The sequence below is a fragment of the Acidithiobacillus concretivorus genome (assembly GCF_018853445.1).
In the GTDB taxonomy this organism is placed as follows: Bacteria; Pseudomonadota; Gammaproteobacteria; order Acidithiobacillales; family Acidithiobacillaceae; genus Acidithiobacillus; species Acidithiobacillus concretivorus.
The window spans coordinates 16,106-28,215 of the sequence record NZ_JABELD010000053.1; the positions used below are offsets into that span (position 1 = coordinate 16,106).

A 12,110-nucleotide genomic window follows, 5' to 3' on the forward strand; every position below is an offset into this window, starting at 1 on the left:
GATGGATCAGCGCGAGCGTTTGCAGGAACAGATCCGCGAAGCCTGTCAGCAGTCGCGTCCCCTGCAGGTTCAGGGGGCCGGGACCAAGCGCTTTTACGGCAGAAAAACCGCTGATGCTGAACCCCTGCTGTTGCGGGAACATCAGGGTATTGTAGATTACGAACCCAGTGAACTGTTTGTGACTCTGCGGGCCGGGACGAGCTTGCAGACGTTGCAGGAACAGTTGGCCGAAGCCGGACAGATGCTGCCCTTCGAGCCGCCTTTTTTCGGGGCGGAGGCCACCATCGGTGGCACCTTGGCCTGTGGTTTTTCCGGACCACGGCGGCCTTATGCGGGTTCTGCCCGGGATTACGTGCTGGGTGTGCACATGCTCAATGGCCTGGGAGAATCTTTGCGCTTTGGCGGACGGGTCATGAAAAATGTGGCGGGCTATGATGTGTCCCGTTTACTGATAGGGTCTTTGGGCACTCTCGGCATTTTGCTGGAAGTGACGCTCAAAGTGTTGCCGCGCCCGGAACGGGAGTTGACCCTGGTACACGACACCGACATGGCTACGGCCATTGTCCGGATGAATCAATGGGCGGGCCTGCCCCTGCCCTTGTCAGCCAGTGCCTGGGATGGGAGCCATTTGTACCTGCGTCTGTCGGGGACGGAGAAAGCCGTAGCAGCGGCGCGCAGCAAAATCGGTGGGGCCGTGCTGGACGAAAACGACGGCATCTTTTTCTGGAAAAATCTGCGTGAACATCGCCATGTGTTTTTTCAGGGAAGTGCAGCACTCTGGCGGCTGGCCGTTGCGCCCGCCACGCCCCCCTTGTCCCTGCCCGGACAGACGCTTATTGAATGGGGCGGCGGACAACGCTGGCTGCGCGGTCAAAGGGATGCTAGCGCCCTGCAGGCACTGGCGGCTGAGCATGGCGGACACGCCACCCTGTTTCGCGGCGGAGACCATTCCAAAGAGGTGTTCCAGCCTTTGCCACCGGCCCTGTTCGCCCTGCATCAACGCCTGAAAAATGCGTTTGATCCGCACGGTATTTTGAATCCTGGTCGCCTGTACGCGACCCTTTAGAGAAGCCTATGCAAACCCGGATTGCTCCCCGTTTTGAGAATAACGCCGATATTGTCGAAGCGGACAGCATTTTGCGGAGTTGCGTCCATTGCGGTTTTTGCACAGCAACCTGTCCCACCTATCAGCTACTGGGTGACGAACTGGACGGTCCTCGTGGCCGTATTTATCTCATCAAGGAGTTCCTGGCCGGCACGCTCGCCAGCGCTGAAACCCTCAAACATCTGGATCGTTGCCTGACTTGCCGCGCTTGTGAAACGACTTGTCCTTCCGGGGTACGCTATGCCCGCCTGGCGGAAATTGGCCGTGAACATCTGGAAAACGAAATTCCGCGTCCGGCTCTGGAGCGCCTGAAGCGCAGTATGCTGCGTGCGGTGGTTCCTCATCCCGCGCGTTTTCGTTTGGCGCTGCAACTGGGGACTCTGTTCAAACCTTTTTTGCCGGAAGCCCTCGCCCGGAATATACCCGAATGGCCTGGCACAGCGCTTCCGGTACCGCATCCGCTGCAAGCCGCGACGCCCGTCCATAAGCCCACGGTGCTTGCCCTTGCGGGTTGTGTGCAAAGCGTCATGACGCCGCAAACCGAAACGGCCCTGGAGCAAATGGCTGACCGGCTCGGTTATCAAGTGGAAGTCCCCCCCGAGGCGGGGTGTTGTGGTGCCCTGAGTTTGCATCTCAACGCCCGCGCTGAAGCGCATGATTACATGCGTCGGAATATTGATGCCTGGTGGCCGCATATCGTAGCCGGTGCGGAGGCTATTCTGCTGAGCGCCAGTGGTTGTGGCAGCATGGTCAAGGAGTATGCCGAGGCCCTGCAGGATGACCCCGATTATGCCGAAAAAGCCCGGCAAGTAGCGGCGCTGGCACGGGATCCCAGCGAATGGCTGCTCGAACACCTGGAAGCCCTGCCGCTGGAGCATAAAAACCGTGGCCCTGTGGCCTTTCACGCGCCGTGTTCATTGCAACATGCGCAACGGGTGCAGGGTAAGGTCGAAGCCTTGCTGGAACGCGCAGGCTACCAATTGACGGCAGTTGCCGATGCGCATCTTTGTTGTGGTTCAGCCGGCACCTACTCCATTTTGCAGCCGGATTTATCCCGGCAACTCCGTCAGCAAAAGCTGGACGCCCTGCAACAGGGTCAACCCTGCGCTATTGCTACCGCCAATATCGGTTGCCAGTTGCATTTGCAGTCTGGCACGGAGCTGCCGGTCCGCCATTGGCTGGAATTGCTGGCGGAGGCGTTGCCCCCTGAAAAATCCTAATCCAGTCGCAACCAGCCCTTGCGGTAAAATATCCAGGCAGTAAGTGCTTCCACCAGTACCAGGCCGCCGGTGACGGCGACAAATCCATAACGCCAATGGGGTAGCGGCCCCAGAGGGACGTTCATGGCCGCCGCGCCCGGTATGAATAACGGAATGGTGACCAGAATAATCAGCGCTGCCATGAATTTGAACAAATGATTTACATTGTTGTGTACCACATAAGCGTAAGATTCCAGTAATTCATTGATGGTTTCCTGATCACTATCCACCTGATCACGGACCTGTGACAGCTCAATGCGCGTATCTTCATGAATTTCGATGAGATCATGGTCTTCCTTGGGCAGGAACAGACCAATTTCACTGACCACATACTCCAGCTGCAACAAGCCCAGATCCAGAGCCAGGAGGCGATCGTGAATATCCAGGCCCCGGTACACCACGTCATGGCGCTGGGCCTGCCGTAAATCCCGTTCGACCATGGCCATTTCCCGGGCCACAGCGCGCGCAGTGGGCAGGTACAGGCGGGTCACCTCGGCGATGATGCGCAGGACAAGTTCCCAGCGTTTACGCGGTTTCTGAGGATCAATCAGCTGGTTGAGGAAGGGGATTTCCTGATCCGCCAGTGTCACAAAAAAACCCGGCACAAAATAAACGCTGAGAGGCACCAGGGAAAACTGGCCGATGCGTCCATCTTCTGGTATCGGCACCTGAAATTGCAGGGAAATCAGTCGCTCTTCCTTGATCAGCGGCCGCGATGCTTCGCCTTCCAGGCGTTTGCGCAAGAAGCTTTCGGGAATATCCAGAGTCATGGCCGCCTGGTTCAGTTCGAGGGCCGAAGGATTGACCAACGCCATCCAGCTGCGCCGGTTGGCGTTGCCCGAAAGCAGGCAGTCTCGCGTAATGCGCAGCATGTCTTGTTTCTCCCTACATCGCAAAAAAGCCGTGTTTTCTGGCCCAGATGGCAAACATCAGGGTGGCTCCGAAAACATAGGCGAGCAGGCCGAACCACAGGTAGTGCCAGTGTTCCAGCGGGAGAATGGTCATCATGTGAAAAGGCATGATAAAGGCAATGGGCATCATCAGCAGCGCCAGCCATACGGTCATGACCTTCATGACCGTATGCGCATTATTCTGAATGATGCCGTTGTAGGCATTGGTGACGGTCAAATAACGCTCATAGACCAGATTGACCACATCTTCCATGCGCCGTTGTTCGCGCAGGGCGGCATCCAGCAAGGGATAAGTCGAAGCTTCGCCGGGCGTGGCCCGCAAGGCGTCGCGTAAAATCAGTCCGGTTTCGCGCAAGGCGATGACCAGCTCTCCTAGGTCCCGGTTTAAGACCACAATTTCGCGCAGCTCACTGTTACCCATGGCCGTTTTCAGGGCCATACGCAGCTCCTGGAGACGATCCACCAGCACGCGGGCAACCCGTTCATGACTGTAGATGATGTTGAGCAGAATTTTTTGCAGGATATCGCCACGGGCATTTTGCGGCAGGCTGCCGAGCCAATCCTGCTGCAGGGTTGCCAGCAGGGCGTCTTCAGCGATGATGACCAGGCGTTCGGGGCTGTCGTGCTGCACAATCAGGTGACTTACCCGTGCGACAGTGCCAAATTGAGCATCTTCTTCCAACAGGGCAACGGGTAGCCGCAAGATGATTTCTTCGCCTTCACAATACAGGCGCTGATCTTCACTATGGCGTAGCAGATTTCCCAGTCCGGTGCAGGAGGGGGCCTGTTCCGGGTTGAGCAGAAATAATCCGGGGCCCGTGCATGAAGCACTGGAGTTCCAGTCACCAAGCGTCATGTCGAAATGCCGGGCTGTCATCGCTGCCTCAGATCCAGTCTTTTTTGCGGAAAAATACAAAGAGCAGCCCGGAAATCAGAAACCCCCCGCCCATCAGTACCGGCCATGCATAAGTCCAATCCTGTAGGGGTAAAGGGACGTTCATGCCATAAATGCTGGCAACCGTAGCGGGGGAAGCCACCACCACAGTCCAGGCGGTAATGATTTTCAGGGTGTTGCTGATGTTGTTCTGGAGCACGCCCACATAAGCATCCATCATGTTGGTGATGGTGGAAGCATAAATTTCCGTCATATCCCGGGCCTGCTGCAAATCAATCAGGGCATCAGCAATGTCTTCCAGATCGTCCTCATCCTGAAGCAGCATGGGCAGGCGCAAGGTTTGCTGGGCCACGGAAATGTTTCCCTTGAGTGCAGCAGAAAACAGAATCAAACTTTTGTTCAGCGCCAGCAGCCGGAAAAACTCATTATTGTTTTGTGAATGACGGAGGATTTTTTCGGTCGCGGCAATTTCTGTGTTGATAATGCGTAATGCCCGCAGAAAATCCCGGGCAATAGCCTGGAAAATTTCGGCGAGCAGACCCCGGACATTCAGGATTTTGCCGCGCTGACGCTGGCTGCGTAATTCGTCCCATAATGCCAAGGGATGCGCGCTGGCGGTGACCATTTGCTGGGGTAGCAGCCAGAGTCCTACCGGCAGGGTCCGAAAGCGGAGCTCCGCGTCGTCCTGCATGGGGGCCGGCACTTTCAAAATGATCAGGGCCACATCCCCGTCGCGTTCCAGACGTGGGCGTTCGTCTTCATCGGAAACGTCCTGAAACAGATAGTCGGGTACCTGCAGATGCTTGGCGACAAATTCCAGTTCGGCCTGGCTGGGTGCAACCACCTGAACCCAGGTGGCACTGGGGGGCCACTGAAAATCACGGGTGATTTCCAGCTGGGCATCCGTTTTGTCGTCAAACCAGTGCAGCATCCTGCCTCTCCTTTATAGACTCCTGCCCGATCATATCCAGCCCTTGCGCTTGAAAAATGCGGCCAATCCCCCGGAAATACCCAGCCCCAAACACAGCACTACCCAAAAAATCCAATGGGTTTTCTGAAAGGGCAAGGTCGTGTTTACGCCATACAGGGTGGCCAGCATACTCGGTACATAAAATACCATAGCCAGAACGGTCACCACCTTGAGCCCGTGGTTGATGTTGTTTTGTACCATACCAGCGTAAGCATCCATCATCGACGTGCTGGTTCCGGCATAAACCCGGGCGCGTTCATGGGCCACCTGCAACTCCAGTAAGGCCGTGTCGACCTGGCGGGTCGCTGGCTGGTCATCGCGAATTTCTGCCAGGCGCGAAATCTTGAAGGCCGTGGCAATGTTGCCGACCAGAGCCACTTCAAAACGGGTCAGACTTTTACTGATTTCCAGCAAGGTGAAAAAGTCACCATTACTTTGCGTCCAATCCAGTTGCCGTTCATTTTCATGGATGGCCATGTTCAGTTGATGCAGGGCGTCTTCATAACTCTGGGCCAGTATTTTAAGAATCGCCGCAAGTATCTCGATGCTTTCCGGAGGGCTGGAAAGATGCTCCAACTGCACAAAAAAAGGCGAGAGCGAGGGCAGGTCTTCAGCCAGTAGTGTGGTCAGGCTTTGCTGGTGCAGAACCATTCCCAATGGGCGCAAAGTCCAGGCATCATCCACGATCCCCCGCACCGGAAACTGCAAGGTGAGAAACACCCGATTTTCTTCTCGCCGCAGCCAGGAGCGCTCATCGGGGTCCAGAATATCCTGGGCAAAATCCCAGTCATCAGCAAGCTGCCCGGCCTGTACCCAGTCGGCGGGTTTGGGCGCCGTCAGATGTTGCCAGCCCTTCACCTGATCCGGAATAATTGGCTCTTCCGAATGGACGGTTACGGGATGATCTGCTGGGGGAAATACATCCATGGATGTTCTCCAGATCAGAGGCGGGCGTTAGGGCACCAGTGTCTGGCTTGTTCCCGGTCATGGGTACTCAGCCGGCACAACTTGGAGCGCGGGACGGAGCCTTTTATACTGGACTTCCGTGTCGCCTGTAAAGGAAATTCCGCTGTGAGTAATGTGCATTCCGCAACTGATAGTAAAGCCTTTATCCCCCTTGCCCTCGCCATCCTCACGGTTTCCGATACCCGCACCCCGGAAACCGACAAATCCGGCGACAAAATTGCGGAGCTGGCCCAAGCTGCCGGACACCAGATAGCGGCGCGCTGCATCCTACCCGATACGGCCGAAACACTTCGCCAGCAGATGCAAAGCTGGATAAGCGACCCGGCTATTGACGTGATTGTCGCGACTGGTGGCACCGGGGTCACCGGACGGGATGTGACCCCGGAGGCCCTCGCACCCCTGATCAGCAAACCCATTCCGGGCTTTGGTGAATTATTCCGCATGTTGTCCTACGAAGAAATTGGCACCAGCACGATTCAGTCCCGGGCCGAAGCCGCCATTTGTTCGGGCACCATCGTCTTTTTGCTGCCCGGTTCTACTGGAGGTGTCCGGCTGGGTATGGAAGCCATCATCATTCCGCAACTGGATAACCGTCACCGCCCCTGCAATCTCAGTGAGTTATTACCGCGTATTCGGCATGAACACTGATCCCCGTCATGCCTGAAGACGCACAGGAGCGGCAGGCCCGCTGGAATAACTGCTACGCCGGGAGCGACACCCCGGCAGCAGCACCCCTGCCCCTGCTCAAGGCGCAGGCGGCTTTGCTACCTACACAGGGTGCGGCGCTGGATCTTGCCTGTGGTCGGGGGGCTAATGCCTTGTTCCTCGCCAGACAAGGCCTGGAAACCTGGGCCTGGGATTACGCCGACGCGGCCATTGCCGCCGTTCAGCAGGCTGCGGCGGGCCTGCCCCTGCATGCCCAATGCCGGGATGTGCTGGCGCAGCCACCAGAGCCGGACAGCTTCGACGTGATAGTAGTTGCCCATTTTTTGCACCGCCCGCTTTTCCCGATATTGGCGCGAGCCTTAAAAGCCCACGGTTTGCTGTTTTACGAAACCTGGGCGGGGCCTTATGCCGGGCGCGGACCGCAAAACCCGGATTTTCGCCTGCGTCCGGGTGAACTGAACCAGGCCTTCCCCGCGTTGCAGTTGCTGATGCTGGCGGAAGAAGCGGACCGCAGCAGTGCTATATGGAGAGCGCCTACCAGCCCTGTTACACTGGCGTAATTTACTGATCTATAAAGAGGAAGACCAGCAATGACCCGGAATGGCCGTTTACGCATGATTGTCTTCGCTATCATTTCCCTGAGTGCCTGCGCCAAGCTGCCCGCCAAGGTAGCCGAACCCGCTACGCCAGCCGCTAACCCAAATACCAAGGCCGCCGCGCCGGACATGCACAGCAGCCAGACGGCTCTCGACTGGGCCGGAACCTACGTGGGTACCCTGCCCTGTGCCGACTGTCCCGGAGTGCGCGAAACCCTGGTGCTGCACAAAGACCAAACCTATGCTCTGAGCACCCACTATGTAGACCGTCCGGGTTCGGCCTTTTCGCGTAGTAACAGCTTTACCTGGGTCAATGGTCAAACCATCCGGCTGGAAGGCATGCAACAACCCATGTACTTTCGGGTAGGAGAAAACCAGCTTATTCAGTTGGGGATGAATGGTCAGCCCATTACCGGTCCACTGGCGGCAAAAATGGTGTTGAAGAAAAAATAAACTCAACAACGAAAGTCTGAATATGGACTTGGCCGATATTCCTGCCGCCATCGAAAATAAGGAGACCCCGAATGATCTTGGAAAACAAGCTCCATATCACCGACCAAATTGAACTGGCCAAAGCCGAAGAAAAACTCAGCAAGCAAAAAGCCAAACAGTTGTTTGATTCTGGCGATATGCAAATGGTGGAAGTCGGCACCTTCGCGGGCCTGGCGTATATTCATGCCTATTTATTTGGCGAAATCTACGCTTTTGCGGGCAAAATCCGCGAAGTGAATATTGCCAAGGGTGATTTCCGCTTCGCCCCGCTGATGTATCTGGAAGCGTCGCTAAAACACATCGACGCCATGCCTCAAGGCACATTTGAGCAAATTATCGAAAAGTACGTTGAAATGAATGTGGCCCACCCCTTTCGTGAAGGTAATGGCCGCGCCACCCGCATCTGGCTGGACCTGATATTGAAAAAGAAAATCAGGCAGATGGTGGATTGGAACCGGGTCGATAAAGAACAATACCTTTCTGCCATGCAGCGCAGCCCGGTGAAAGACCTGGAAATTAAGCACCTGCTCAAACACGCACTCACTGACCAAATCAACGACCGCGTCCTGTTCATGAAAGGCATTGACGTGAGCTATTTTTATGAAGGTTATAGCCAATTCAAGACCGAGGAACTATAGGCATGAGCAATGTCATTTAGCAGTATGAAAATGAATGATCTGCTTCCTTCTGCGATCCAGGCAGATGGCCAATGGTAGATATTGCCATGTTGTGTCAAAATTGAAGCGTTTTAGCAAAAGGTAATCAATTTCTGCAAATGAAAAAGGCGAAGACATGAGTGGGTCTTCGCCACGCTAGCCACCGCATCGAGTCCGGGAGAGGACCAGTGGAAGAACATTGTTGACGACGCAGCAACCTTTGACGCCGCATCAAAGCCAGTACGTCGCGTGGCTACTCACCCGCCGCGCGGCAGGCGACACCGTGGAGTCGCTGGCCTCGACGCTGGTCGATTCCCAGGTCGATCTCAACCCGCATCAGGTCGATGCCGCCCTCTTCGCCTGCCGCAACCCGCTTTCGCGCGGTGTCATCCTTGCCGACGAAGTGGGCCTCGGCAAGACCATCGAGGCGGGCTTGGTGATCTCGCAACGCTGGGCGGAGCGGCGGCGCAGGGTTTTGATCATTGTTCCCGCGAACCTGCGCAAGCAATGGCATCAAGAGTTGCAGGACAAGTTCGGCCTGCAAGGGCTGATCCTCGAAGCCAAAAGTTACAACGCCCTCAAAAAATCAGCCCAAGGCACACAGGCGCGGCAGAACCCGTTCCTGTTCGCGTCCGGCCCGATCATCTGTTCCTATCAGTTCGCCAAGGCCAAGGCGGACGATGTCAAGGGGATCGATTGGGACTTGGTCGTTCTCGACGAAGCGCATCGCCTGCGCAACGTCTACAAGACCAGCAACGTCATCGCCAAGACCCTCAAGGAGGCGCTCTCAAGCGTTCACTCCAAGGCACTTCTGACGGCGACGCCGCTGCAGAACTCATTGCTCGAACTCTATGGCCTGGTCAGCTTCATCGATGACCGCGTGTTCGGAGACCTGGATAGCTTCCGCTCGCAGTTCACTGGCCGAGAGCAATCCTTCGGCAGCCTGCGTGACCGGCTGGCCCCCCTCTGCAAGCGCACCCTGCGCAAACAGGTGCAGCCCTACGTGTCGTACACGGCGCGCAGGGCCATCGTCGAGGAATTCACGCCGTCGAGCGAGGAGCAAGAACTATCCAGGCTCGTTGCCGACTACTTGCGCCGCCCCAACCTCAAGGCCCTGCCCGAGGGGCAGCGCCAACTGATTTCACTGGTGCTGTGGAAGTTGCTCGCCTCCAGCACGCACGCCATCGCGGGTGCGCTGGAGACGATGGCCAAGCGCCTCCAGGGCGTTCTCGACGAAGCACCTGTGGTTCCCGATCTGGCCGACGAACTTGACGAGGACTATGAGTCGCTCGACGCCGATCTTGATGAAAGCGGCGCCGATGAGTGGAGCGGCCAAGACTCAGACGTTGCAGCACCGAGCCACACGGAACGCGATGCCATCGCGCAGGAGATCGAAGAGCTGCGCCACTTCAAAGCTCTGGCAACCAATATCCGGGACAACGCCAAGGGCAAGGCGCTGCTTACCGCGCTTGATCGCGCCTTCGCCGAACTGGACCGGCTGGGTGCGTCCAGCAAGGCCATCATCTTCACCGAATCCAGGCGCACGCAGGAATATCTCCTCAACTTGCTGGCCGGCACGCCATACGGCGACGGCATCGTGCTCTTCAACGGCACCAATAGCGACCAACGTGCGCAGGCCATCTACAAGGATTGGCTGAAGCGCTTTGAGGGCACCGACCGCATCAGCGGCTCCAAAACCGCCGACACCCGCGCGGCACTGGTCGAGCACTTCAAGGAGCGCGGCAAGGTCATGATCGCCACCGAGGCCGGCGCCGAAGGCATCAACCTCCAGTTCTGCTCGCTGGTCATCAACTACGACCTGCCCTGGAACCCGCAGCGCATCGAGCAGCGCATCGGCCGTTGCCACCGCTACGGTCAGAAGCACGACGTGGTGGTGGTCAACTTTGTCGATCGCAGCAACGAGGCCGACGCCCGCGTGTACGAACTGCTGGCGCAGAAGTTCCAGCTTTTCGAGGGTGTGTTTGGGGCCAGTGACGAAGTGCTGGGCGCAATTGGTTCCGGCGTCGACTTCGAACGCCGCATCGCCGACATTTACCAGAACTGCCGAGAGCCTGCAGAAATCAAGTCCAGCTTCGAGCAACTCCAGCTCGACCTCTCGGGCGAGATCAACGAGGCGATGGTCAAGACGCGCCAGGTATTGCTTGAAAACTTTGATGAGGAAGTGCAGGAGAAGCTGCGCATGCGGGCCGACGACAGCCGCAATGTCCGCAGCCGCTTCGAGAAGATGCTGATGGAATTGAGCCAGGCTGAACTGGGCGACTGCGCCAGCTTCGACGGCGAGGGGCTCGATCTCCATCGGCATCCGGTTGACATGGAGAACAATGACGTGGCAGGCGTCGCACTTGGGCGCTATGAGCTGCCGCGCCGCTCTGGCGACGCGCATCTGTACCGGGTCAATCATCCGCTGGCGCTATGGATCACGCAGCAGGCCAAGACCCGCGTGCTCGACGGGGCCAAACTTGTGTTCGACTACGACGCCCACGGCACCAAGATCAGCACGCTGGAGCCCTATCGCGGCAAGGCCGGATGGCTTACCCTGAAACTGATATCCGTCGAGGCGTTGGGCAATCAGGAGCAGCACCTTCTGGTCGCCGCCAGTACCACCGACGGTGTCCCGTTGGCCGAAGAAGACCCAGAGAAGCTGCTGCGCCTGCCCGCGACCACGCAGCCAGCGGGACTGTTCAACGCGGCCGACGCCGACCTGCTGGCCGACGTGAAAGCCCGCAAGAACGTTCTCCTGCGCGAGATCAACCAGCGCAACCTCGGCTACTTCGAGCAGGAAGTGCAGAAGCTGGACGCCTGGGCGGACGACCTGAAGCTCGGTCTGGAGCAGGAAATCAAGGAGATCGACCGCGAGATCAAGGAGGTGCGCCGCACTGCCGCGACCTCGCCGACGCTGGAAGAGAAACTTTCATGGCAGAAGCAGCAGCGTGAGTTGGAAGGCAAGCGCAGCAAACTGCGCCGAGAGTTGTTTGCCCGGCAGGACGAAGTCGAAGCCCAGCGCAATGACCTCATCAGCCAGTTGGAGGCGCAGCTTCAGCAGCAGGTCGAAGAGCGCACGCTGTTTACCGTCGAATGGGAATTGTCATGAAAAACCGCATCACACCCGGAATGAGCAGGATTACATTTCACTGACGGATATGGTCCGAGGGTTCGACGGCGGTAGCGCCCTGATCGAACAATGGCTGAAAAACAAGGATACCGTGCTGTTTCTTGGTGTGTGGGAGCAGCTAAACAATCCTGCTTTCAATTCCCTCGAATTCGAGGGTAATTAGAGTCGAGGAGCGCACACTGTTTGCAGTCGAGTTGGAGTTGCTGTGATGATTTATCAAATATCTGGGTGCGGCTACTTGGTCAACTGCGCACACATTTTATGTGACAAAAATTCGGGGGATTGATATATGGCGAGCGGAAAATTACTGCGGCAACTAATCAAGTCAGGAACGCAAGGCGATGCTTTGGGGTTTCAGTCGGCATCTGCGGCGGTCATCAAGGAAGAGCGGGAGAAAAACCATCACCTGCTCGCCAATGATCTTGAGCGCCTGCTCTACGGCGGGCAGACCGCCACTGGGG

At 57.2% G+C, this 12,110-nt stretch carries 11 protein-coding genes; 7 read left to right on the plus strand and 4 right to left on the minus strand.

The genetic code is table 11. From position 1 onward, the window contains the following. Position 1: 1 nt before the first annotated feature. Together glcE and glcF are read left to right on the plus strand one after the other, a co-directional pair. Positions 2 to 1,066 carry a glycolate oxidase subunit GlcE gene (gene glcE / locus HJG40_RS07330; protein ID WP_215863582.1) on the plus strand — a complete coding sequence of 355 codons (1,065 nt, stop codon included), beginning with the start codon at positions 2 to 4 and terminating at the stop codon, positions 1,064 to 1,066. Between the two features lie 8 nt (positions 1,067 to 1,074). Continuing rightward, the gene (gene glcF, locus HJG40_RS07335; RefSeq protein WP_215863583.1) at positions 1,075 to 2,325 is read left to right on the plus strand and encodes a glycolate oxidase subunit GlcF; all 1,251 of its coding nucleotides are present in this window, start codon (positions 1,075 to 1,077) and stop codon (positions 2,323 to 2,325) included. Here the strand turns inward: glcF and HJG40_RS07340 are convergent. Genes HJG40_RS07340 through HJG40_RS07355 form a run of 4 tightly spaced genes read right to left on the minus strand, consistent with a single transcriptional unit; the run spans position 2,322 to position 6,067 of the window. Then, on the minus strand, positions 2,322 to 3,236 hold the full coding sequence (locus HJG40_RS07340) for a CorA family divalent cation transporter (RefSeq protein WP_215863584.1): 915 nt from the start codon (positions 3,234 to 3,236) through the stop codon (positions 2,322 to 2,324). The two genes, glcF and HJG40_RS07340, sit on opposite strands and share 4 nt — an antisense overlap. 13 nt (positions 3,237 to 3,249) lie before the next feature. Beyond that, positions 3,250 to 4,152 carry a CorA family divalent cation transporter gene (locus HJG40_RS07345; RefSeq protein ID WP_215863585.1) on the minus strand — a complete coding sequence of 301 codons (903 nt, stop codon included), beginning with the start codon at positions 4,150 to 4,152 and terminating at the stop codon, positions 3,250 to 3,252. A 7-nt stretch (positions 4,153 to 4,159) separates the two neighbouring features. Continuing rightward, positions 4,160 to 5,101: a magnesium transporter CorA family protein gene (locus HJG40_RS07350; RefSeq protein ID WP_215863586.1), complete on the minus strand. Its 942-nt coding sequence runs from the start codon at positions 5,099 to 5,101 to the stop codon at positions 4,160 to 4,162. 30 nt (positions 5,102 to 5,131) lie between these two features. Next, positions 5,132 to 6,067: a magnesium transporter CorA family protein gene (locus HJG40_RS07355; protein ID WP_215863587.1), complete on the minus strand. Its 936-nt coding sequence runs from the start codon at positions 6,065 to 6,067 to the stop codon at positions 5,132 to 5,134. A gap of 144 nt (positions 6,068 to 6,211) precedes the next feature. On the opposite strand from HJG40_RS07355, the gene moaB reads away from it, so the two are divergent. The 5 genes from moaB to HJG40_RS07380 all read left to right on the plus strand — a co-directional run bounded on the left by moaB (position 6,212) and on the right by HJG40_RS07380 (position 11,628). Then, a complete protein-coding gene (gene moaB / locus HJG40_RS07360; protein ID WP_215863588.1) occupies positions 6,212 to 6,754 on the plus strand; it encodes a molybdenum cofactor biosynthesis protein B in 543 nt (180 codons plus the stop codon). 8 nt (positions 6,755 to 6,762) lie between these two features. Beyond that, positions 6,763 to 7,332: a class I SAM-dependent methyltransferase gene (locus HJG40_RS07365; RefSeq protein ID WP_215863589.1), complete on the plus strand. Its 570-nt coding sequence runs from the start codon at positions 6,763 to 6,765 to the stop codon at positions 7,330 to 7,332. A 30-nt stretch (positions 7,333 to 7,362) separates the two neighbouring features. Further along, positions 7,363 to 7,821, plus strand: a complete 459-nt coding sequence (locus tag HJG40_RS07370) for a copper resistance protein NlpE (RefSeq protein ID WP_215863590.1) — start codon at positions 7,363 to 7,365, stop codon at positions 7,819 to 7,821. A 71-nt stretch (positions 7,822 to 7,892) separates the two neighbouring features. Beyond that, the gene (gene fic / locus HJG40_RS07375; RefSeq protein ID WP_215863591.1) at positions 7,893 to 8,498 is read left to right on the plus strand and encodes a protein adenylyltransferase Fic; all 606 of its coding nucleotides are present in this window, start codon (positions 7,893 to 7,895) and stop codon (positions 8,496 to 8,498) included. 220 nt (positions 8,499 to 8,718) lie between these two features. After that, positions 8,719 to 11,628 (plus strand): SNF2-related protein, encoded by a 2,910-nt coding sequence (locus HJG40_RS07380; protein ID WP_215863592.1) that lies wholly within the window; start codon positions 8,719 to 8,721, stop codon positions 11,626 to 11,628. Positions 11,629 to 12,110 lie beyond the last annotated feature (482 nt).